This is a genomic window from Pseudoalteromonas sp. T1lg48 (genome assembly GCF_002964785.1).
Classification (GTDB): domain Bacteria; phylum Pseudomonadota; class Gammaproteobacteria; order Enterobacterales; family Alteromonadaceae; genus Pseudoalteromonas.
The window spans coordinates 859009-883578 of sequence record NZ_PQCC01000018.1 but is presented as its reverse complement, the minus strand read 5'-3'; the positions used below and the strand labels follow the sequence as shown (position 1 = coordinate 883578).

Sequence of the window (24570 nt, the reverse complement as noted above, 5' to 3'; positions counted from 1 at the left end):
CAGGGTTAATGCGTCAAAAATCTGCTCTAAGATGATGAGCACTTTTGTGATAATACACGCTTAGGCGTGGTGAAAAGCCAGCGTTTGCTGGGGGCTAAAATGATTAAAAAGTTTTTAAAAGTAGCAGTGTTCGTACTGCTTTTACCGAGTGTTGTTCATGCCAATGAGCACAGCAACAAGCATGATGTTGTAGAGCTGTTGGTGTACAAAACACCGACCTGTGGTTGCTGTAAAAAATGGATCTCCCATATCGAGAGTGAGGGATTCATTACCTATGCAAAAGACTATCTGGATATCAGTCCGGTCAAAGCCAAACTTGGCATCGCTGCCAATTATCGCTCCTGCCACAGTGCCATTTCACGGGATGGTTTTGCCTTTGAGGGCCATGTTCCCGCGAAGTTTATCCGGCAATTTCTAAAAGAAGATCACGCCGATGCCATTGGCCTGTCGGTTCCTGCTATGCCCCTGGGGTCGCCGGGGATGGAAGTGGGAGACAGGTTTACGCCCTATCAGGTGCTTATCCTCTACAAAGATGGCAGCAGCAAAGTCTATGCCGAGGTTAAAACCTATGAGGAGCAGTTCTAATGACTAGCCACCCTTTTAGCGCTTCCTCCTGGCTGTTAGCTATCGCCGTCGCCACCGGTTCGCAGGTGGCGACAGCACAGCAAGCGATCACCCTTGAACAAGCGGTCATGATGGCGCAACAAAATGATCCTTGGTTGCATGGCAATCGCCTTAAACAGCAAGCCATTGAAAACAAAAGTGTTGCTTCAGGCGCCTTACCCGACCCTCAGGTTTCCCTCGGTCTTATGAACCTGCCGGTAGATACCTGGGAGTTTGAGCAAGAGGGGATGACGCAAGTGAAAGTCGGCGTGACGCAAATGTTCCCTCGCGGTGATAGCTTGCAATTAAAACAAAGCCAACTTGCGCTCGAGTCGAGTCAATACCCGCTGTTGCGCGCAAACCGTAAAGCGCAGCTTCAAAGCAAGGTATCAGAGCTGTGGTTAGACGCTTACCTGGCGCAGCGCACAATAGAGCTTATAAAGGGCGACAGAGCGCTGTTTGAGCAAATTGCCGAGGTGGCAATGATTAGCTACTCCAATGTGATTGGTAAGACGCGCCAGCAGGATGTTATTCGCGCCGAACTGGAAATAGTGCAACTCGAAGACAGGTTGACGGTAGAAAAGCAAAAACTCGATACCCTGTTGGCGCAGCTCAACGAATGGCTGCATATCTATGATAAAGATGAGTTTGCAATAACATTCAATGATGACCAAAGTACGTTCGCTTTTGAGGTATCAAACCAGTTGCCTACACTGCAGCTGTTAAATGCCGAACTGTTAAAGGCATCCGATTATTCTCGCCAGCGCCTGGCCGGCGAGTTGGCTTATCATCCCGCCCTCATGGCCACTGATGTGAAACAGCAGGTGTCAGAAAAAGGCGTGCAGCTGGCCGAGCAGAGCTATAAGCCCCAATGGGGCGTCAACGCCAGCTACGGCTACCGGGGTGATATGCCTTCCGGTGACAGCCGTGCCGATTTTTTCTCTGTGGGTGTTACCTTTGACCTGCCGATTTTCACCGAGAATAACCAAGATAAACAAGTAGCCGCCTCGGTTGCCGAGTCTGAGTCGGTAAAAACAGAGAAGTTACTGCTGCTCAAGCAAATGATCAGCGCAGTGGAAAAAGAGCTCAAGCAGTTAAAGCGCTTGTCTGACAGAAAGGCGCTCTACGGCGAGCTGTTACTTAAACAAACACAAGAACAGGCAGAAGCATCGCTCAATGCGTACACCAATGATGATGGTGATTTTGCCGAAGTCGTTCGGGCCCGGATCGCCGTTTTAAATGCGCGTATTTCGGCACTTAACATTGACGTCAACCTGCTTAAAACCGTTGCCCGAATCAATTACTTTATGGCTCGCTACCAACCACAACAGCAAACCAATAGCCAGTCCATACCTACATACCGAATTGGAGAAGAATAATGTCGTCTAACAACAAAACGATTATCGCCGTAATTATTGGTGCCTTGATCGGAGTCGGGGGCATGAGTTTGTTTCACAGCCAAGAGTCTGACACCGGCCAAAAAGCAGCCGATTCAGGCGAAAAAAAGCCGCTTTATTGGGTGGCGCCCATGGACTCCAATTATCGTCGTGATCAGCCGGGTAAGTCACCCATGGGCATGGATCTTGTTCCGGTGTACGAGGAAGAAGAGTCGGGCGGTGATCTTGGCCCAGGAGCCGTAAAAATTTCTCCAAATGTGATCCATAACCTGGGTGTGCGCACGGCACCGGTGCAAGTAAAAACAATGCAAACCAATATCTCCACCGTGGGCTACGTGCAATATGATGAAGACGAACTGATCCATATTCACCCCCGTGTTGATGGCTGGATAGAAAAGCTCTACGTCAAAGCGGCCGGTAACCCGGTGGATAAAGGGCAGGCGTTATACACCCTTTACTCGCCACAGCTGGTCAATGCCCAGGAAGAGTTTCTGATCGCCTTAAAGCACAGCACCGGTTCTTTGGCGGCGGCAGCAAGAGAGCGCTTAAAGGCACTGCACATGTCTTCTGAGTTTATTAATGAGTTGGAGCGTACCGGCAAGGTGCAACAAACCGTTACTTTTTATTCGCCGCAGCAAGGGGTTGTGGATGGCTTGCAAGTGCGTGAAGGATTTTATGTGCAGCCCGGTACCACGCTGATGAGTATTGCCAAGCTGGATCAGGTCTGGGTTGAGGCGGAAGTGTTCGAGCGCGATGCCGATGTCATTAAAAAAGGCCTGCCGGTGTCGATGACACTGGATTATCTTCCCAGTAAAGAATGGGGCGGTGTGGTTGATTATGTTTATCCGACCCTTAATAGCCAAACTCGTACCCTGCGGGTGAGATTGAAATTTGATAATCCGGGCTATTTGCTTAAGCCGAATATGTTCGCGCAAGTGTCGATTCAAGCAGAGTAAACCGACAACACCATGGTGGTGCCAAAAGAATCGGTGATCAGAACCGGACAGCAAGATCGCGTCGTGCTGGACTTTGGTGACGGCCAGTTTAAATCGATAGCGGTAACCCTGGGTCGAGTGGGCGAGAATGAAGTAGAGATACTAACGGGTCTTGAAGAAGGCGATGTGGTGGTGACCTCGGCCCAATTCTTAATTGACTCGGAATCAAGTAAAAGCTCCGACTTCAAACGCATGTCCCATGAGGAAGAGCCTGCGTCGGTATGGATGGAAGGTGAGATCAACAGCGTAATGGCGGGTCATCGCATGGTTAATATCACCCACGGACCGGCAAAAGAATGGGATTGGCCGGAGATGACCATGGACTTTACCGTGGCAGACTCGGTGGATATTGACGCTTTGAAAGCAGGCCAGACGCTGCACTTTGAAGTAACCAAAACCGAAGACGGCGGTTATGAGGTAACGGGTATTCACATTATGACCGAGCCTGAGGTGTCCAGTGCCACCGTGATGGGGGTGATAAACCTTGTTGATGCGCAAAACCGCATCTTGAACATCAGCCGCGGACCGATTGAAAAGTGGGGCCGCCCGGCCGCTACCATGGACTTTATGGTCGCCGACGATGTTGATATCTCTGCTTTTAATGAAGGCGATGAAGTGATGTTTACCTTTGAAATCAGAGACGACTTTGTCATCACCGAAATCTCTCTAGCTGATAATACGCAACAGCAAGATGCTGTTGATCACTCAGCGCATTAAGTAGAGGGAAGTAGCTATGATTGAATCAATAATTCGCTGGTCGGTAGGCAATCGCTTTTTTGTCCTACTGATCACCTTGATCATTGCCTTTGGCGGCTTGTACTCGCTGAAGAACACCCCGGTTGATGCCATTCCGGATCTCTCCGATGTGCAGGTGATCATTAAAACCAGCTATCCGGGGCAGGCGCCTCAGGTGGTACAGGATCAGGTGACCTTTCCGCTGACCACGGCCATGTTGTCGGTGCCCGGTGCGCAAACGGTGCGCGGTTTTTCTTTTTTCGGTGACTCCTATGTTTACATCATCTTTGATGATGACACCGATTTGTATTGGGCACGCTCGCGGGTGCTGGAGTACCTAAGCCAGGTGGCCTCTAGCCTGCCGGAGACGGCCAAGCCGCAACTGGGCCCGGATGCCACCGGTGTGGGCTGGGTTTATATCTATGCCTTGGCCGATAAAACCGGCCAGCATGACCTGAGTCAATTGCGCAGTATTCAGGACTGGTTCTTGAAGTATGAGCTGCAAACCGTGCCCGGTGTATCGGAAGTAGCCGCTGTGGGCGGTATGGTGAAGCAGTACCAGGTGCAGGTCGACCCGGATAAGCTGCGTGCCTACAACGTACCGCTGGCACAAATTCAGGTTGCCTTGCAGCGCGGCAACAAAGAGACGGGAGCATCCGTGGTCGAGCTGGCCGAAGCCGAGTATATGGTGACCGCCACCGGCTATATTAAGTCCGTCAGTGACATTGAAAAAATCCCTCTTGGCATAAACGAACAAGGCACCCCCTTGCGCATCGGTGATGTGGCAAATATCAGCCTGGGGCCGCAAATGCGCCGTGGTATCGCGGAATTAAACGGCGAAGGCGAAGTGGTTGGTGGCGTAGTGGTAATGCGCTTTGGTGAAAATGCCCAGCAAACCATAGATGGGGTCAAAGACAAGCTCGAATCCTTGAAGTCGTCGTTGCCGGAAGGGGTTGAGATTGTCACTGTGTATGACCGTTCCAAACTGATCGAAAGCGCGGTGGATAACCTTTGGAGCAAGCTCGCGGAAGAACTGGCCATTGTGGCGTTAGTCTGTATGGCCTTCCTGTTCCATTTACGCTCCTCCATTGTCGCCGTGGTTACCTTGCCGCTGGGGATTTTGGTGTCCTTTATCATCATGTATATGCAGGGGATCAATGCCAATATTATGTCCCTGGGCGGTATCGCCATTGCCATTGGTGCCATGACCGATGGTGCTATCGTGATGATAGAAAACATGCACAAACACATGGAAAAAACGCCCCTGACCAACGAAAACCGCTGGGAAATCGTGGCCAAGGCCGCCTCCGAAGTGGGGCCGGCGCTGTTCTTTAGCTTGCTGATCATCACGGTGTCTTTCTTGCCGGTGTTTATTCTTGAAGCACAAGAAGGGCGTATGTTTGCGCCGCTGGCGTACACCAAAACCTATGCCATGGCGGCGTCTGCCGGTTTGGCTATTACCCTGGTGCCGGTATTGATGGGTTACTTTATCCGCGGCAAAGTAGTCTCGGAAAAGAAAAACCCGCTCAACCGTTTGTTGATTGCCATCTATAAGCCTGTGTTGGCACAGGTGATGAAGTTCCCGAAACTCACCCTGGTGCTGGCCATTGCCTTGACCCTGGTAGGATTCTACCCGGTAGACAAAATTGGCAGTGAGTTCATCCCGCCGTTGGATGAAGGGGATTTAATGTACATGCCAACCACCTATCCGGGTATTTCCATTGGTAAAGCCCGTGAGTTGTTGCAGCAAACCGACAGGCTGATCCGCACCGTGCCGGAGGTGGAGACTGTGTTCGGTAAAGTAGGGCGGGCGGAAACGGCGACGGATCCGGCGCCGCTGACCATGATAGAAACCTTCATTCAGCTTAAACCGCGCGATCAGTGGCGCGAAGGCGTGACCACCGAAAGCCTGAAAGCGGAATTTGATAAATTGGTAAAATTCCCCGGCCTAACAAACGCCTGGGTCATGCCAATTAAAACCCGTATCGATATGCTGGCAACCGGCATTAAAACCCCGGTGGGTATCAAGGTCGCGGGACCGAGATTGGATGTCATTCAAGACATAGGTCAGCAAATCGAGCAGCTTTTGCCCCAGGTGCAAGGAACCGCCTCTGTTTACTCCGAGCGCGTGGCCGGCGGCCGTTATATTAAGGTGGATATTTCGCGGGAAAAAGCGAGCCGCTTCGGGTTAAACATTGAAGACGTGCAGCAGGTGGTCTCTACCGCCATCGGCGGCATGAATGTGACGCAAACCATCGAAGGCCAAGAGCGTTATCCGGTCAACCTGCGTTATCCGCAGGATTACCGCGACTCGCCCGAGCAGCTTGCTCGTCTACCCGTGGTGACCCCAAATGGACAACGCATTGCCCTTGGCGATGTTGCCGATATTCGTATTGAGATTGGTCCGCCGGGTATCAAGAGTGAGAATGCCCGTATTAACGGCTGGACCTTTATCGATATCGCCGATGTGGATGTGGGCACCTATGTTGAAAATGCCAAGGCGCATTTGGCAGCCAACCTGGATTTACCGGCGGGTTACTCGATCAACTGGGCCGGACAATATGAGTACATGGAGCGAGCGAAAGATAAGCTGGCCTATGTCTTGCCACTCACCCTGGCCATTATTGTGGTGCTGCTTTACTTAAACTTCAGATCCCTTGTTGAAGTCGGCATCATTATCATCACCCTGCCCATGGCGATGATCGGTGGCTTATGGTTGATGTACCTTGAGGGCTTCAACTTCTCCGTGGCCGTGGGTGTAGGCTTTATCGCCCTGGCCGGGGTCGCGGTCGAAATTGGCGTGATTATGCTGGTGTATTTAAACCAGTCCTATAAGGAGGCGAAGGAACGCTGTAAAGAACAGCGCATTGCCTTCGACAGAGCACAGCTGACAGCAGCCATTATGGAAGGGGCGGGTATGCGTATTCGCCCGGTAATGATGACGGTTGCCACCATTATCATCGGCCTAATGCCCATCTTATATGGTTCGGGAACCGGCTCCGAGGTGATGAGCCGTATTGCCGCGCCCATGGTGGGCGGTATGCTCAGTGCGGTGTTACTGACTCTGCTGGTCTTACCGGCGGTCTACTTTATCTGGCGCGCTCGCGCCCTTGAGGCAGACAAAACACCGCCCTTTAGCCTGCTAAAAAGCAGCCGAAAATACCACAAGTGGCTGATGCTGTTTTTAGGCTCTCAGTTTGTGATCTGGTCGGTTACCGGGGCCTACATGGTGTTTTTCGATATCGATTATATTCATGGAGACACCCTGGTTCACAACCATCAGACCAAGGTGCCGGTGCAGCAGGTCAACTATCCCATGAGCTCGTTAAGGGCTCAGTACACAGGCTTGGAGAAGCTCTCGTTGGGGATGCATCTGGATAAACCGGTTTATCGCTTTGTGCAGGACGATGTTCACTATCTGGTGGATGCCAACACCGGCGTATTGCTGTCGCCTTTGGCGAAAGACGAAGCCGTGAGGGTAGCCAAGTTCGAGTACACCGGCAGCGGGGACGTTGAAAGTGTTGAATACATAGACGACAACCCACCCTTTGAGTTGAGTCGACGGGTGCATAATGCATTGCCTGCATGGCGTGTGAATTTCGACAACCTGGGCAGCCCGGCGCTGTACATTTCCGCCCGAAGCGGTGAGGTACTGGCCAAGCGACACCAATGGTGGCGCTTGTTCGACTGGATGTTTAGATTCCACGTGATGGACTACGAAGACAGTGAAATAGACAATCAATTGCTGTTTTGGGTGACCCTGTTTAGCATCTTGGCCGCCTTGGCCGGCATGGTGCTGGTGTACTTTAGGGTGTTTAAAAAGAACGAAGAAGAGCATGCCTTAACGCAAGACCTCCAACAAAAAAATCAACTACAACGAGGTGGTGTCTGATGCAGTGGATAAGATCAATACACAAATGGACCTCCCTGGTCGTGGGGGTTCAGTTTATGCTGTGGTTAGGCAGCGGCTTTTATTTTAACTTGATGGATCACCATAAGGTCGGCGGTCATACCTATCGCGCCCACGCGCATGACCAGGTGCAGATAGATACCGCAGCCTTGGTCGAACCAAGAAGCGTGATGGAAAAAGCCGAGCCCAGTGTATCGCTCAAGCAGATTGCACTGCTCGGTCAGCCCTATTATTTGCTTACTCATAAGCGCGGCCTGTACGCCAATTTTGAAAACGAGTACAGCCTGTTTGATGCCTATCGGGGCAATGAGGTGAGTCTAGATGCGGCCTTTGCCACGCGCCTTGCCAAGCAATCCTACAACGGCCCGGGCAGTGTCGGTGAAGTAACCTTGTTACAGCCACCCATTGAAGACTTTCCTAAGCAAAAAAATGCCGCGTGGCGGGTGAACTTTAACGATGATATTCAAACCAGTGTGTATATCGAGGCGGGGTCGGGACGCGTGGTCGGGCACAGCGATGCCCACAAGCGCTTCGCCGATATCTTCTTTATGTTGCACTTTATGGATTACGGCAATGAGGGCAGCTTTAACAATATTCAGATCATTCTGTTTGCGTTTGTTACCTTGTGGCTGTCGCTTTCCGGGCTGATCTGGACCCTAGATATGATTAAGCGCGGGCAGTATAAGGTCGCCCTGTTGTCGAAGCGCTCGTCGGTGAAAATATTTGATCATGAACAGCAGTTGCTTGATCAGCTTGAGCTTTCCACCGCCACTAACTTACTGGATGGACTCGCGGGCCATGACATTTCCCTGCCATCCACCTGTGGCGGCGGGGGCACCTGTGGGCGCTGTAAGGTGTTGATTAACCCTGCTCCTAAGGCCACATCCGCCGACCATCAGCACTTCTCGCAAGCTGAGCTGGCGCAAGGATTTAGGTTAGCCTGTCAGCACTTCTCCGATGACGTTAAAGACATGACCCTGTTCGATGTCACCGATGCCAAAAAGGTTGAGCTGACCCTGGTGGGCAGTGAGTTTGTAAGCCCGGACATCAAGGAGTTAAGATTTAAGGTACAGGGGCCGCCACTGGCTTATAAAGCCGGTGCCTTTATGCGTTTCTTTATTCCCGAAGGGCAAGTACCGGTCAAGCCGAACGATATTCCCAGCGATTACAAAGCCTATTGGGACGATGAAGACCATACCCATTACCCCAGAGCGGCTTGCTCACGTAACTACTCACTCACCTCGGTGAGCCAGTTAGATGAAGAGCTGGTGTTCGCGATTAAATATCATCGCGCCCCGCAACAGGGCGTGCCGGCGGGCTCGGGTTCCAGCTATTTATGTACCATGGCGCCAGGTGACACGGTTGATGCGCTTGGTCCATTCGAAGAGTTCTATGTTGAACAAGACTCGAGCGCGCCAATTATTGTTATTGGTGCCGGCTCTGGTATGGCGCCGTTGAGAGGGATTATCAAGGAGCTGCTTTTGGCTCGCAATTCTAAGCAGCACGTTCACTTCTACTTTGGTGCGCGCCATGAAGAAGACCTGCTCTACCAGGAAGAGTTTTTTGCCCTGAGCCAACGCTTTGATAATTTCAGCTTTACCCCTGTGCTATCGCAAGCCGGCCCGGATTGGTTAGGCGCCACCGGCTATGCGCAGCAGGTGTTGTTCAATAATATGAATAAAGAAGCCCTGTTAGCCGCGCACTATTACATGTGCGGGCCAAAAGCCATGATGGATGAGACCATAGCCACCCTGGTTAATATGGGAGTCGATAAAAACGTTATCCACTTCGATAGCTTTAGTTAGGATTAAGTGAGTCAATCAGCGATAAAAATGAGCCGAGTAGGTAACTACTCGGCTTTTTTGTGACTTTATTTTGGGGATTCCAAGTCGACACGGCTTATGCCATAGCCATAGCGCTGCTCAGAGTAGTAGTGACCCTTATTATGCGAGCAAGGGCAGGAGTGACGGGTTTATCAAATGTGTGGGTAAAGGCGGGGAGGCGTTCAGGCCCAGAAAAGCATTATCTTGAGCGCATAACATGGCGCTCAAACAGCCAGTCGAGGCTAGACAGAGACCAGCTTTCCTGTGAGTTTAAATGCATTTCCCGAATGGTAAAGATTAGCGAAACTGACGGTGTTACTGCCCGAGGTGGTTATCCGGGTGAGTTTGAGGCAGGGATCGCCATCGTTCATTCCTAATTGGTGTTTTAGAATTTTGGGTGGGGTAATGGCTTCAATTGCGATCTCGGCGCTGGTCACCGGTAACTGGGTACTAAGGTACTCATTACAGGTGATTTGGGTAAAGTCCTGGTTGAAAAAGTCAGGCACCAGCTCGGCGTTGACATAACGCTCTTCGAGTTGAAAGGGTTTGCCATCTTCTTGATGTAAAATCACCACTCTTACTACATCGACGTAAGTGTCCAGCTTTAACAGCTCTAATAACTTGTCCGTGGGCTTCATCAGCACCTTACTAAGGACAAGGCTTGAATGCTGATGACCGCGCTCTTTAATTTCATCGGCAATGTTTCGAATTTCCAAAAAGGAACTCTGCACTTTCTTTGGCGCGACAAAGGTACCAACACTCGGCCGGCGATAAAGCAGTCCGTCGGCGACCAGCTGTTCTAACGATTTTCTTACCGTCATGCGACTGCTGTCGAGCAATTCGGCAAGATCGTTTTCAGATGGCAGCTTTTCGTTCTCAGCCCAAGTTCCGCTATTTATCTTTGAGATTATAAAATTGCTGATTTCTTTGTATTTTGGAACTTGCATCGCTTACAACGTTATCCATGTGTATAAGGTGTATTTATTAAGTCAGATGTAGGCTTCACCATAGTTAAAGCCTACATCACTTTATTGTTATAAGCCCTTAGAACTTATAATTTAAACGGACAAAGCCTCTGCGACCGATTAAGTCGTAGGTCATAACGTCCGTATTGGCGTCATTCCAAGACGTTAAATAGGGCGCCTTCTTGTCGAATATATTATCGATCCCCGCCGACAGCTGCAAATCGTCGTTAATCTCATAAGAGCCCTGAATGTCTGTATAAGTGACCGAGCCAACGGATTTACCCAGTGGATCGAAATCACCGCCATTCACATCGTCCGCAGAACCTATATATCGTACCGAAAGCCCCGCTGACCACAAATCCGCCATAACCATAAAGTTAAAGTTACTGCGCCACTTGGTGTAGCTACCTTGATCTTCGGTGATGAAACCTACTTTATCGATTGTAGGCTGACCGGCGAAAGGCGTGCTTTCATGTTTTAGCAGACGAGTGACATCTAAATTGGTTTTGGCACTTAACCCTGCAAGGTCAAATTTATAATCCATGTTCAAGTCGACACCCGCGACATTTTCTGTCGCCGCATTTACCGGACGCTGATTAATTTCAGTGACCTGTCGGGTCAGCGGATGACGGGTAAATGTACCACAAAACTCTGAATTACCTACAGGATCTTCATAACATAGCTTTAACATGTCCGAGCCGTTTACCGAAGTAATGGCACCCTCGACTTCAATATCGAAGTAGTCGACCGTCATCGAAAAGTTGTCAAGAAACTGTGGTTGCCAAACGATACCCGCGGTGAGCGTGTCGGCTTCTTCTGGACCAATATCCGGGTTACCACCCACATTGGTGAGCACAGTGGTGCCGTCTTGGACGAAGTCGGCAGGCACATTATCGGCCAAACAGTTTTGCGCTATGGCGCCGGTCGCATTCTCACAGGGGTCGATGGTTCGCAGGTTTTCACCGTTGGTGCCACCGAACTGCTCGGTAATGGCCGGTGCGCGGAAGGCGGTAGACTTAACCGTGCGCAGCATTAGGCTGTCATCTATTTTCCAGGTAATACCCAGTTTATAGGTGGTCTCAGGGTCAAGGGTGTCATAATCCGAATAGCGCATGGCGAATTCGGCATCGACTTTTTGAGCAAAATCTAGGTCCGCTAAGAGCGGTGCCGAAAGCTCGAAATAGGCTTCGGTAACGCTGAAGTCACCGGCGATTTTATCCTCTAGGCCGTTGGCCAGTACCGTTGAGTCCGGATCTCGCCAACCGCTTTCCCAGCGCTTTTCGACACCCACGGCCACCGCAAGGGCGCCATAAGGAAGCGCAAAAGCCTCACCGGAAACGTTCGCGGTCCAGGTGCGCATCTCGTTACCACCCGTGCCTTCGCGGCGATACTTAACATAGTCGATGACTTCGGGTGTGAGCTCATTCACACCGAACCAATCTCCGCAGGGGATGCCATTGCTGTTGTCGTAGGTACAAATACTGTCATCCAGGGTTTGCTGTGCCTTAGCTGGGTCGATATCAAATGTCCAGCCATCCTTACCCGTGTTGCGACCATAGTTGTAGGCCACATCCCAATACCAGCCATTGTCCCATTCGCCTTCCAGGCCCAGGACGATTCGTACCGTGTCTGTTTCTTGGAAAAAGAAAGGGGCGCCTAGTTCGGTGTTGCGGCGGCGCTGGAATTCAACGTCTTGACCGGTAGGGTTATAGCGGAAGTCGGCATCAACGCTAATACCACCAAAGCCATTACGCGGCGTTACAATTTGGCGAGCCTTGCGCTTGGTATACATGGCTTCATAGAATAAGCGGGTGTCATCATTAATACGGTAATTGGCAAAATTGGCGATGCTGATGCGTTCTAGCGGACTGACCGCGTTTAGGTAGGGAAGCCAGTCAAACCCATGCTCTGCACTGTTGTATGGACCAAAGTCGTCGCCGTAGGTTGCCGTGTCTGGATTTTGGTTGAATTGTACCGCCGTGCCATCGGGTAAAAGCGCTCGGCCGCCCTCTGTGGTACCGCTGCCGAAACACACCAGTTCACTGTCTTCGGTACCAAACACAGGGCAATCAATACGATCGGACTGGCGCACGGCTTCACTGTTGCTGTATGTTGCATTGACAAAGAAGTTGCCCTTATCGAAATCGCCACCCAGGCTCAGGCTGACGTCTTGGCTTTCACCGTCACCGTCATCGGCCATACCGGCTTTAACGTCTAACTCTGCACCATCAAAATCATTTTTAGTGATGATATTGACTACACCAGCCACTGCATCTGCACCATATACCGCAGAGGCGCCGTCCTTAAGTACTTCAATGCGTTTAATGATTGAAGTCGGGATCATATTTAAATCAACCGAGCTGTTAGCACCCGTACCACCGGAGACAATGCGTCGTCCATTTAACAGCACAAGCGTTCTTTTGATCCCCATACCACGCAAGTTAACTTGAGCCGTGCCATAACCGCCGCTGGTCCAATAGGCATTTGTTTGGTTACCCGCAACACCGGCAGAAAAAGACATCTCTTGTAATAGGTTTTCTACATTGGAAATGCCGGTGGCAAGAATTTGATCCGAGGTGATCACGCTCACCGGGCTGGCCGCTTCCATATCGGTTCGCTTGATACGGCTACCGGTAATTTGTATCTTCTCAATATCCGCTTCGTTCTGTTGATCTACTTGCTCATCTTGTGCGTGGACTGTGTGGGATGCAAGAAAAGCCAGGCACAACACTTTTGCTATAGGTGATAGTTTCATAGTAACTCCGATCTAGTTGGTTCTATTAAATTTATTGTTCTCAGATCCTGTATGTATGGCCGTGTAGAGCAATACTAATTTAATCCCTGCTGTATATACCGCTCTTTTTTTATACATCAGGGTTGCGGTATATACAACAGTGTATTTACCAGTTTTTAACAATTAGTCTCAAAAAATTTTCAAGATGGGCTGTTATCGCCGTTATCAGGCTATTTTCAGGGGGGGAGTTGATGAAGCAGTTACAAGCTGTGGTGCTTACTGAGGTCCTTTCCTTTTAAGCCAAGGACGCGTGTTGATATAAAAAAGCCCGCAGATGCGGGCTTTAATTTACGTTCTAACACTAATTGTTATTTTTGGGCGCATAGACCGTGGTTTGCGCCGTACTGGTGTTACCCGTGAGATCGCTGCAGGCCAGATCGATTGTGTAGGTGCGACCGTCGCCGGAGCCTTCTCGCTCGGCGCGCAGCTGTACGTTCAAGGTGGTGCCGGTTTGATTGGCGTCCCAGTACCAATCGGGTTCGGTACTGCCATCACCCTTGCCATCGCTGCTCTCATTGCTGCTGATATGGGTGACGCGGCATACGGGGACGCTGTTGTCGCAGACATCGTTGACCGTCAGGGTGATCACCACGTCGATCATTTCATGGTTTGGCGGCCAGAGGATATGCGGTGAGGCCAGGATGTCGTTGAATTGTGGTGCCAGCGTATCTTCGACCTTAACCCTACTGGTGCAGCTCGAGGTCAGCTCCTGGGCATCGGTGGCGGTGTAGATGAGCTCTGTGATCCCCATGGGGAAAGACTGGGTTGCTGGCCTGCTTAGCGCCACCGTGGTTGAACAGAGATCTGATCCGGTTGCCGCGCCTGGGGTCAGGGTTGCAGAGCGGTTGCCGCTGCACTCGGCCACTATGTTTTGCGGGCAATTAATCTGCGGGGGCACGGTATCGACTATTTCCACCAGCTGTGGTGCGCTGCCTTGATTGGCACTGCCATCGGTGGCGGTCCAGGTGATGGTATTGGCGCCAATGGGAATAATACCTGGGGCATCATTACTAATAACCGGGTCGATATCACAGATATCCGCGGCACTTGCCAGCCCAAGTTCTGGGGAGGCACCTTGGGGCGAGGTACACTCCACGGCGAGCACATCGGCGGGGGCGGTAATGTCCGGTACCTGAGTATCCTGTATGGTTACGTTAAAGAAACAGCTTTCGGAGTTTCTGCCGCTGTCCATCACGGCGCAGGTTACCTGATTGTCCCCCAGACTAAAGAGTGAGCCTGAGCCTGGAATACACCCTTGGAAGGTGGCGACGCCACAACTGCCATCGCTCACGCTGGGGTCGGCAAATTGTGCCTCGGTATCAGGCCCGGTGCACTCTTTAACCACCTGCGCCGGGCAACTAATACCCGCCGGTACGCTGTTATCTCCCTGGCATAAATTGCTGCGAGGGCAGGTAAGATCCGCCGCGGGACTTTCGGGTAAAGGGTTGCCGTTTTTCAAGGCGGCGATGCGCAGGGCACGCTCCCACACGCGAATATACTGCTCCGCCGATTCAAACAAGGCATCGTTATAGGGCTTGGCAAGGCCGATATTTTCCATGTCTTTCACTAGGTCGGGCAGCAGGCCCACATGGGCCAGTCCATCGACATTGAAGTCAAAGGCTTTAAATCCGCTTGTTTGCCTATCAAATGTACCATAGCCGTCGAGGGTAAAGGGGTAGATAAGTTTATTGTTTTCGCGCAGTTGGGCGCTGCGTTCAGCATCGGCGCTGGAAACCAAAGTAGGAATATCACTGCCGCACGCATTACCGCCAAAACGAGGGCCAACATGACCGGCGACGCCGTTAAAGTCACTGCCCAGAGCCACAGGGCCGCCCATCACATCCACCGCATACTGATAGGCCTGGGCAAAGGTTCTGGAAGAATGACGGCAGTTATCCTTGATGGCTACGCCAAAAAGTGGCTCTGAGTAGGGCAAGGTGACCTTATAGCCCTTGATTGCCGTGTCTTGCACATCGTCCTTGGTCATGGCCGCTATCATACCGCCACCATCACGAATGGCTTCGAGTTGCTCTTTGGTGCGCATGCGCTCATGACGGCCTTGGTTGCCACCGAACGTACGCTGGTGCAAATCAAAAAACTGCACATGGCTGGCCACCAGGGGATAGTAAGCTAAGGGGTTATTTTCATCACTTGCATACAGGCGCGTCAGGGCCAGGGTGTTGTCTAGGGACTTACGGGACATATGGTCGATATCTATGATCATGCCCTTGTCCATCAGCGCCGAAAATAACTCACTACCTAATCCGCGTTTATCCGGACCTGGATTGGTGTCGCTGAGGTTCAGGCCATAGCGGTTGCACGCGGGGTAAAGGGGATAGATGGGGCGCACGGGCAGCTCGGAGTCAAAGCCGATGGCGCCGATTAATCGTTTTAGCAGGTCGTCGAAGGGCCCGCCGGACAGCCGGCTGCCATACTCACCATATCCCACACCACAATCTTCTATATGCCACCAGCGCTGCTCCGAATAGGCATTGCCGACGGCGATAATGTCGTTCCAGGTGGCGGCGCCGCCAAAGGCGTTATCGAAATTGTGAATAGGGAAGAAGTGACGCACGCCCTTGTCGAAGTAATGATTCACCGCTTTTGTCACCGTGTCTATGGGCTCACCAAGCTCGTTGCGCATCAGCTCGTCATTGCTGTCACGCATATTGGGGCAGCTGGCTTCGGGACGATTGCTATTTTGCTCTTTACAGTTAAAGAGGTTATCCACCTCTATGCCCAGCACCACGGCGAGCTTGCCTTCACTTATAACCTGGCGCGCCTCTAAGGGGCTGGTGACGATACGAAACCAGCCTTCTTTGGTGCCCGCTTCGCCGGCGCAAAAGCCGGAGGCTGGGTCGGCAGCACAGTTTTCATCGATAAAGCGCTGGAAATCATAGGCGGCCTCTAGCTGTGCATCGATGGGACCCATGGAGTTGGCGCAGTCGCTGCCTTCGGTGGACTTGCACAGCGCTTCATTGGTCACCGCCAACATGGTGGTCAAGCGCATGCCGCCACGAAACGCACGTTCCACCCAGGGGTAGTACATTTGCTGGTGGGTGGTGGTGGTCCAGGTCGGCCAGTTATTGAAATAAGGAGGTGCGCCCGTACCGACCGAGCCGTCCTTGGTGCCGGCACCGACGGTGTCGCCGTTAATCAAGCCCTCAAGTATGGTGTGAGTGCCGTGGATGTCGAGATCTTCCTGTTGCGACATGGCTGAATTAATGCTGTTACTTGCATTCAGGGTAAATTGACCAAAGTCATCAACCGGGGCCGACTCACCGGCAAAGGTCCTGCCACCATGGGCTAAATGGGCAAACAGGTGGTTATGCAGGTCGGCGTAGCCGCGCAGGGCACAGGTTCGCGGCTCCTCGCTGGCGCTCCAGCCCGCTTGCGGTTCTTCGATGGCGACACTGCCAATACGTGCACAAGTACCACTGGATTGCGAGGGAATGCCGCCAAGCCAGTCGGCGGGGTCAACCGTGCCGCAACTGCAATCACCGGTACAGCCAGGAATTTCTACTAGATCCGATTGACATGCCCCGCTGGTATTTGGCTCGCCTACACAGCAGGCTCTTTGTCCTTCACCGCCGCATTCGGTCACCGGCGCACAGGTATGTTGAGCAACTTGCCCCGTGGCTATGCTGCCACCACAATAACAATTGCCGGCGCAGCCAGCGACAGGAACTAATCCAGAGTTACAGGCGCGTAGCTCACCCGAGGTGGTGGTTTCCGTCAGGCCATTGCAGCAGGCTCTTTGTCCTTCGCCGCCACAGGAGGTGGTGGCTTTACAGGTGCCCGATGCCTGAATGCCAAATGGATTCAGACCGCCGCAGGTGCAGTCCCCGGAGCAACCCGCGACTTCAACATTGCCGTAATCACAGGCCTGGCCAAGCCAGACCTCAAAGGTACCGGCACAGCAGGCGCGCTCGCCATCGCCGCCACAGCTGCTCACGGCGTAGGAGTTAGGAATATACAAACAGGCCAGTAATAAGGTAACACTCGCCATTACGTTGAGCTTAAGTAAGTGGTTACTAATCTTTTTACTTACGCTTTTTATGGCACTGGTTAGCAAAAGGCGAGAGCAGGTGCAGGCACACCTGAGCAGCAGTGAAATCAACATAAAATCTCCTTGAGGATGATTCTTTTGTCGGCGGATTTCACTTCAGTTTGTCAGGCAGACTTGGTTTGAGTTTGTCGGGCAGACTTCATTCAGCCAGCAATGTTTCAACGTGGCTATAGCTATAGTTGTTTATTGCTATTTAGTAAAGAAACGCTCTGCAAGGCGGTCGGTCAGCTAGATTTGCGGCTTATTTGATAGGTAAAACAGCCTGTTAGCACCGTTTTCAAAAAGGAAACGGCTGGTCAATATGCCAGCGAAGGCGTCTTTCTAAACCTAAATGACACCGTTTTTATAACCTTATGACAAGGGCTTAGAGCAAACTATACGGCACCTGGATATTTTGCTTACAAGTTATAACAGCGGCCCTAATTTCTTGGTCGTTTGCTAATTACTGCACATATACGCGTTCAGGTTAGCTCTGTAATTTGAATTAAGTGATTTAAGTTTGACCTTGGTCCTACTCGCAGGTCTACACTTTCATCAATAATAGCGGTTAAACGAAATTTAGCCTTGGAACTTGGTTTTAACGCGTAATTTGGTGTGCGAACAAGGAGAACAAAGTGAGTGAGTCGAACGCAAATCAACAGCTTCTTATTGAAGGAGCCGGCTGTGCCAGCTGTGTTGGCAAAATAGAGGCGGCACTAAAAAAAACGCCGGGAGTGGTTAGCGCGCAAATGAATTTTGCCGACAGAACCGCCTCGGTCACCGGCACCGCATCAACCCAGGCCTTAATTGCCGCCGTGGAATCGGTGGGCTATAACGCCAGGGCTGTAGAAGAGCAAGACGATGAAGACTTGCTCGGTGAAAAAGAACTCGCCGATAGGACCTATTATAAAAAGCTGGTCAGGGATACGGTGATAGCCTTGTCGGTAGGTGTCCCTTTGATGCTGTTTGGCTTGCTTGGCGGCGATATGACGGTAACCACCGCGATGCAACGTGCAGCCTGGTTAGGCGTTGGCTTGCTCACTCTGGCGGTGATGTATGTCTCCGGCAAGCATTTTTACACCGGTGCCTGGAAAAGCTTTAAAAACCATAATGCCAATATGGATACCCTGATTGCCCTGGGCACGGGCACGGCCTGGCTTTACTCCATGGTGGTGGTGGCCATCCCCGAGGCAATCCCTGCCATGGCACGGCATGTGTATTTTGAAGCCACCGCCATGATCATTGGCCTGATCAACCTCGGCCTCGCGTTGGAATTAAAAGCCAGAGGCAAAACATCCGAGGCCATTAAGCGTCTGATTGGTTTGCAGGCCAAGACCGCGACGGTGATCCGCGATAATAAAGAAGTGCAAATTAATATTGCCCAGGTCTTGCTGGACGATGTGGTTAAGGTGAGACCAGGTGAGAAAATTCCCGTCGATGGCGTGGTCTGTGAAGGGCATACCTTTATCGATGAGTCCATGCTGACCGGCGAGCCCATGCCGGTTGAAAAGTCTAAAAACGACGAAGTAGCGGCTGGCACCATTAACACCTCGGGAACGATACAGTTTCGGGCCACCCGGGTGGGGAAAGACACGGCACTGGCTCGCATCATTAGTATGGTCAAACGGGCGCAAAACTCCAAGCCGCCCATCGGCCGGTTGGCCGACGTTATTTCAACTTACTTCGTGCCCGTGGTGATGATTATTGCCGTGCTGACGGCTTTGGCCTGGTTGAACTTTGGCCCCGAGCCCGCTTTGGCACTGGCCATGGTCTGCGCTACTACCGTGCTGATCATCGCCTGTCCTTGCGCTTTAGGTTTGGCAACACCCATGTCGGTGATGGTGGGCGTGGGCAAGGCCGCCGAAGCGGGGGTGCTAATACGTAATGGCGAAGCTTTGCAAACCGCCTCTAAAATCACCGCCATGGTGCTGGATAAAACCGGCACCATTACCGAGGGAGCGCCTCAGGTCACCGACGTGGTGGTTGCCGACACTCATGAGCAGCAGGAAGTATTGCAACTGGCGGCGAGTTTGGAAAGCGGCTCGGAACACCCGCTCGCACAAGCCATAGTGAGCAAGGCACAAGAGCAGGACGTTGAGTTGTTACCGGTGGACTCCTTCAAGGCTTTGACCGGTTTGGGAGTAGAAGGGCGCTGCGATAATAAAACCTTGTTCTTTGGCAATGCCAAGCTGATGCAACAACAGGGCATAACGCTTGGCGATTTTAGCGAACGCGCTCATGGCTTGGCAAAACAGGCCAAAACTCCCATGTTTTTTGCTATCGATGGTGAACTGGCCGCCATTATTGCCGTGGCCGATCCGATCAAAAAGGACTCCATTGCCGCCATTGAACGCCTGCAAGACAATGGCATTCGTGTCATTATGCTGACCGGTGATAATCAGGAAACCGCCGCCGCGGTGGCACATAAAGCCGGGATCACAGAGTTTTTTGCCGAGGTACTGCCCGAAGATAAGGCCAACAAGGTTAAAGAGTTGCAAGAAGCCGATGAGGTGGTCGGGATGACAGGCGATGGCATTAACGATGCTCCGGCCTTGGCCTTGGCCGATGTCGGCTTTGCTATCGGCACGGGCACGGATGTTGCCATCGAAAGCGCCGATATCACGCTAATGCGGGGCTCACTCCATGGTCTGGCCGATGCCATTGCCGTGAGTAAGGCAACCCTAACAAACATCAAGCAAAACCTCTTTGGTGCCTTTATTTATAATGTCGCCGGTATTCCTATTGCCGCCGGCGTGCTCTATCCATTTTTTGGTATGCTTTTGAGCCCGGTGATCGCCGGTGCGGCCATGGCGTTTTCTTCCCTTACGGTCGTCAGTAACGCCAACCGTTTGCGTTTATTTAAACCCAAAGATGCGTGATTGTACGCTTTAAGGAGAAACTTATATGATCATCATCAATATCTTAGGGCTGGCACTTATCGTCTTGATAGTCTGGTGGTTTTGGCTTTATAAGCCGGCGCAAACCGTTATGCAAACTCAGCCGCTGACCATAGAGGTTAAAGACGGAGTCTATACTCCCGCGGCGATTCAGGTGGCGGCGCATCAAACGGTGACCCTTAACTTTTTACGCAAGGATCAGTCGCCCTGCTCGGAGATGCTGTTGATCCCCGACTTGGGCGTCAGCGAGCAACTTGAGCTGGACAAGGTAACGCCGGTAACACTGACCGATTTGGCACCGGGAGAGTATCCATTTCACTGCCAAATGCAGATGTATCGCGGCACCTTAACTGTGGTGTGAGCTTGATTCAGTTAGTCGGTAATGACTAACTTATATTTTTGCGCAGCCATAGCTGCGTCTCTGATACGGACTGCTAAAAAGTATTGTTCACCATCAAACAATTGCGGGCCAGTAAATACATGGCCCAGCTCACTGGGGGTCTCGGTGCTATCCAATAACACCTCATTGGCGTTATAAAGCTCTAGATAGAGGTCGGGGCCATTATAAAATGGCTGGGTACAGGTGCTCGGCGTTGAACACAAATAGATACTGACGGTGATTTCACCATCCATAATAAAGGCGAATATATCGGCTTGATCGCTTGCTGCGTCAAGCTCTCCGGTGATCAGCACGCCGTTACTGGGTTTGAGAATAAAAGGTGTGGCTTGCTCAAACTCATTATTGGGCTCACTTTCCTGCAGTGACTGAGTCGTCCAGTTTTTGCTTATAAAATCATCGTCTATGACGCCATTTTCCGGGTCGACTTCGGGCACATTGCCGTCTTCCTGGCAAAACACTTCTCTAGTGCATTGGCCCGTGTACCAGGCTATGGTCAAAGCAATACCGAAAGGGTCATTAAAGGCGGAAGCGGGACAGTAATATAAACTGGTTTCTGTACATATTTTTGCAGGGGGAGCGCTGTCGCCGTCACCACCGCCGCAGGCGACCAATAGGGTGCTAACTCCAAGAACCATAAGGCGAATAACGAAGGCGAGGTGTGTCATCATAGCGATACATCATGGGTGTTCAATGGCTAAAGTATAGTTCGATTTTTTTGCTGCACCGAGGTCAACCTGATTAGTAACATTGTTAACGCAAAAAGTAGAAATGGGCGACTTCGGGACGATCCTTGTAGAGAGAGTGCAATCTGTCGCGCGCTTCTTGTACCTTTGTAAAGTACATTGTATGTTGGTTAGGCGCATTAACTGATTTTGTAGCACCAAGATGTATGGCGGGGCTAACCAAGGTTAAGTAAAGCTAGACCAAGGTTGTGTTGCTGCAAGTTAGTTACATGCAATAAGTTAGGCTGAGTACTCATGAGGTACGCTAACTAGCTAAAGTCAGTCTAGCCAAACAAGCAGGGAAGGCCGTTTAGGGAGGGCTTTAAAATGAGCAAAGCATGTATTGCGGTTGCCGATGATCATCCTCTAATTGTGTTTGCCATTGAGCATAAAATTAAGGGCGTATGGCCCGACATTCAGGTTGAAAGTGCCCATTGTTATCATCAACTTTTTCGTATTCTCGAGCAAAAAGAACAGCAAATAAATTTAGCTATAGTTGATTTGTCCATGCCCGGTAGTGAAGGGATTCAGGGAGTGGAATACATCTGTAAAAACTATGAAAATGTGCCCGTTATTGTGATCAGCGGTTATGACGACTTCAATAGCTGCACCGCCTGTCTAAACGTCGGTGCCGTGGAGTTTGTCTCTAAAACCGAATTCGACTCGGTGATTATCGATTTGATCTCTAAGTACCTTTTTGACGACTTACCGCAATCGAGCAGGGCCTTGCCCCAAGCCCATGAACCTTATGTTTTACCCTTATTAACCCCCAGCCAACGCAAGGTGTTAAGGCAAATGGCCGATGGTTTAAGTAATAAAGCCATCGCCCGAGAGTTGAATATTTCGGAGAAAACCGTTCGCGTCCATGCCAGTGCCATATTTAAACAGTTAGATGTGGAAAACCGCACTCAGGCGGCGGTGAAATACAAGCGCCTTGCTCACGCCATCGAGCTTTAAATATCTATGCGGCAAGTTCAGCCGCCTACCCCTTTTTATTCTGTTATTTACAATAATTACTGGTTCACTCTCTTAAATTACGACTTTTTTCGCGTTTTTTGGGCGTTCTAAGTCAAATGACCTAGTTCATTTTAGCCGATCAAATTAGGTAATCTGCTTGATATGTTAATTGTTGTTAACCACTTACACTGGGACTTCATAACAGGTGAGGATGTGGTGCCATCGGGGTTGTTATATGGCTCTCAATACTGTTTGTGCATGGAAGTTCCGGCTTAGTCTGTCCTGAAGGGGAAGCCCCCTTAAAAGCCTAGGCTTGAACAAGCATGCAATAAAAAACATGCAATGAAGTTAATAATAATGACAGAGGGAGGACGTAATGGTCCAAAACAAACTCAAATTGCTTAGCATGGCGCTGTTGGCCGGTACCTTAACGAGCGGCTGTACCTTTATAGGTGAGCATAAGGTTACAGGCGGTGGCACCATGGCGTCGGCGGGTGGTGATAAGAATGCCGTATTTACTTTTAATGCCGAAAATTGCGACGGGGAAGAGGTTAAGGGTGGCGTGAACTATGTGGATCACAGTGCCATTGATTTTGAAAATGTCGGCGGTGTGAGCCTAAAGGCGCAAGTGGATAACTTCGGTTATTGTGCGCTTACCGATGAGGGATTAGAAAACGGCGTACAGGAATGTAACTGCATGGATCAGTTCGAAGCGCAATTTACCTACTCCTCGAAAAACCCGCAGGCACCGGGTGAGGGCACCGGCTTTGTCTGCTTCTTCGATACCGGTGAAGGTAAGGGTAATTTCCATGGCGCCATTACGGCGTTCAACCTTATCGACGGACCCTATGATGGCTACACCAATGTTGGCACCATCAACGGTAATATTCAGCAACACAGCTGCCCACAAACTAGCGAAGCAGAATAATAAGGGGAATACGGATGTTTAATAAAACTCTACTCACTGTATTAGTAGCCACTGCTTTTTCTGCGCAAGCCGAGTTAGTTGAGGGTACAGATATGTTGGCGGGCAAAACGGCCCGAGTCATTTTCGAATACCATAATGGCAATAAGGCCGAACTGATCGCCGCGATTGAAGCGGTCGGTGGTGAAATAAAACGGCAACTCGATGCCGATAACTCGCTAGCGGCGGTGATCGATGCCGATATGTTTAAGCAATTGCAGACACATGGCGCGATTAAATCCGCCGAACTCGATGCCTTGCGTCAGGTTATTCCCAGCGCGGCGACGCCGAGTGACTTTCAAGATTATGCCCCCTATGGCTTACCTATGGTCCAGGCCGATCAGCTCGATTATGCCGGTGGTATCAAGGTCTGTATCGTCGATACCGGTTATGACCTGGGTCACCCAGAACTGCCAAGCACCACTGTGACCGGAGACGATGAAGGGGCCGGCCCCTGGTATCAGGATGGCCATGGTCATGGCACCCATGTCGCCGGCACTATTGCAGCAATCGATGGCAATGGTGGCCTGACCGGGGTGCTCGGCTCTGGCATTGCCGACTTACATATAGTGCGGGTGTTTAACGACGAGGGTGGTTTTGTCTATGCCTCGGATCTTGCCGGAGCGGTGGCAGATTGTGCCAGCGCCAGTGCTAAGGTGGTTAGTATGAGCTTGGGCGGCGCCTTTTCAACCAAGGTGGAAGCGCGTGCCTTTGCACGGTTGGAGCGTGCCGGCGTGATGGCCATAGCCGCCGCTGGTAATGATGGCAACGCCACCCATAGCTATCCGGCGTCCTACGATGCGGTGGTGTCTGTGGCTGCGGTGGATGAGGCAATGCAGCATGCGGCGTTTTCGCAAAGAACCGCGCAGGTTGAGCTGGCGGCTCCCGGTGTCGATGTAATTTCCACCTACCCAGGTGGTATGTATGCGTCGATGTCGGGCACTTCAATGGCAACGCCTCATGTGTCCGGTGTTGCAGCGCTGGTGTGGAGTCACTTCCCACACTGCAATAATTACGAGATAAGAAATGCCCTTAGCGCTTCGGCGATGGACCTTGGCGATGCCGGCTATGACTACAAGTACGGTCATGGTTTGGTGCAGGCCAAAGCCGCGTATGATCACCTGATGGCCAGTGGTTGTAACGGCAAGGGTGTGAAGTAACAAGCAAGTTCCCCTCCTAAAAGCATAGCCCCACAAAGGGGCTATTATCCTCGATGGGTGCCAGGCCACCCGTTAAAAAACCTTATTCACCTCTTTATTGCGCGCTTTGCTTCTTTTGTGACTGTAATGACCAACAAGAATCAAAATGAAAACCCTATGATCAACCCTGAAAAGAAAAAGTGCGTTAGAGCGTGGTGTCG

At 51.2% G+C, this 24570-nt stretch carries 13 protein-coding genes and 1 pseudogene; 10 read left to right on the top strand and 4 right to left on the bottom strand.

From position 1 onward, the window contains the following. Positions 1 to 99 precede the first annotated feature (99 nt). The 5 genes and pseudogenes from C2M29_RS13200 (at position 100) to C2M29_RS13180 (ending at position 9445) form a co-directional block, all read left to right on the top strand. Complete coding sequence (locus C2M29_RS13200) at positions 100 to 585, top strand: DUF411 domain-containing protein (RefSeq protein WP_105190273.1); 486 nt, start codon at positions 100 to 102, stop codon at positions 583 to 585. Continuing rightward, complete coding sequence (locus C2M29_RS13195) at positions 585 to 1982, top strand: TolC family protein (RefSeq protein WP_105190201.1); 1398 nt, start codon at positions 585 to 587, stop codon at positions 1980 to 1982. The genes C2M29_RS13200 and C2M29_RS13195 overlap by 1 nt, the downstream gene beginning before the upstream one ends. Further along, positions 1982 to 3712: pseudogene (locus tag C2M29_RS13190) on the top strand (efflux RND transporter periplasmic adaptor subunit). Before C2M29_RS13195 ends, C2M29_RS13190 begins: the two are co-directional and overlap by 1 nt. Before the next feature lie 16 nt (positions 3713 to 3728). Further along, positions 3729 to 7622 (top strand): efflux RND transporter permease subunit, encoded by a 3894-nt coding sequence (locus C2M29_RS13185; protein ID WP_442792558.1) that lies wholly within the window; start codon positions 3729 to 3731, stop codon positions 7620 to 7622. Then, positions 7622 to 9445 (top strand): 2Fe-2S iron-sulfur cluster-binding protein, encoded by a 1824-nt coding sequence (locus tag C2M29_RS13180; protein ID WP_105190200.1) that lies wholly within the window; start codon positions 7622 to 7624, stop codon positions 9443 to 9445. The genes C2M29_RS13185 and C2M29_RS13180 overlap by 1 nt, the downstream gene beginning before the upstream one ends. A 260-nt stretch (positions 9446 to 9705) precedes the next feature. On the opposite strand, the gene C2M29_RS13175 is transcribed toward C2M29_RS13180, so the two are convergent. From C2M29_RS13175 to C2M29_RS13165, 3 genes are all read right to left on the bottom strand, one after another. Further along, positions 9706 to 10410: a UTRA domain-containing protein gene (locus tag C2M29_RS13175; protein WP_105190199.1), complete on the bottom strand. Its 705-nt coding sequence runs from the start codon at positions 10408 to 10410 to the stop codon at positions 9706 to 9708. A gap of 97 nt (positions 10411 to 10507) precedes the next feature. Continuing rightward, the gene (locus C2M29_RS13170) at positions 10508 to 13183 is read right to left on the bottom strand and encodes a TonB-dependent receptor (RefSeq protein ID WP_105190198.1); all 2676 of its coding nucleotides are present in this window, start codon (positions 13181 to 13183) and stop codon (positions 10508 to 10510) included. Between the two features lie 340 nt (positions 13184 to 13523). Then, entirely contained in the window at positions 13524 to 17345 is a 3822-nt protein-coding gene (locus C2M29_RS13165) for an HYR domain-containing protein (protein WP_105190197.1), read from the bottom strand. 560 nt (positions 17346 to 17905) lie between these two features. On the opposite strand from C2M29_RS13165, the gene C2M29_RS13160 reads away from it, so the two are divergent. Together C2M29_RS13160 and C2M29_RS13155 are read left to right on the top strand one after the other, a co-directional pair. Continuing rightward, positions 17906 to 20149: a heavy metal translocating P-type ATPase gene (locus C2M29_RS13160; RefSeq protein ID WP_105190196.1), complete on the top strand. Its 2244-nt coding sequence runs from the start codon at positions 17906 to 17908 to the stop codon at positions 20147 to 20149. A 25-nt stretch (positions 20150 to 20174) separates the two neighbouring features. Further along, positions 20175 to 20528, top strand: coding sequence for a cupredoxin domain-containing protein (locus C2M29_RS13155; RefSeq protein WP_105190195.1), 354 nt, complete (start codon positions 20175 to 20177; stop codon positions 20526 to 20528). A gap of 11 nt (positions 20529 to 20539) precedes the next feature. Here the strand turns inward: C2M29_RS13155 and C2M29_RS13150 are convergent, their stop codons facing one another. Then, positions 20540 to 21235 carry a hypothetical protein gene (locus C2M29_RS13150; protein WP_105190194.1) on the bottom strand — a complete coding sequence of 232 codons (696 nt, stop codon included), beginning with the start codon at positions 21233 to 21235 and terminating at the stop codon, positions 20540 to 20542. A gap of 381 nt (positions 21236 to 21616) precedes the next feature. Here C2M29_RS13150 and C2M29_RS13145 point away from each other — a divergent pair, with 381 nt between their 5' ends. The 3 genes from C2M29_RS13145 to C2M29_RS13135 all read left to right on the top strand — a co-directional run bounded on the left by C2M29_RS13145 (position 21617) and on the right by C2M29_RS13135 (position 24370). Next, entirely contained in the window at positions 21617 to 22246 is a 630-nt protein-coding gene (locus C2M29_RS13145) for a response regulator transcription factor (RefSeq protein WP_105190193.1), read from the top strand. 376 nt (positions 22247 to 22622) lie between these two features. Then, entirely contained in the window at positions 22623 to 23174 is a 552-nt protein-coding gene (locus C2M29_RS13140; protein ID WP_105190192.1) for a hypothetical protein, read from the top strand. Between the two features lie 14 nt (positions 23175 to 23188). Further along, positions 23189 to 24370: a S8 family peptidase gene (locus C2M29_RS13135; protein ID WP_105190191.1), complete on the top strand. Its 1182-nt coding sequence runs from the start codon at positions 23189 to 23191 to the stop codon at positions 24368 to 24370. Positions 24371 to 24570 lie beyond the last annotated feature (200 nt).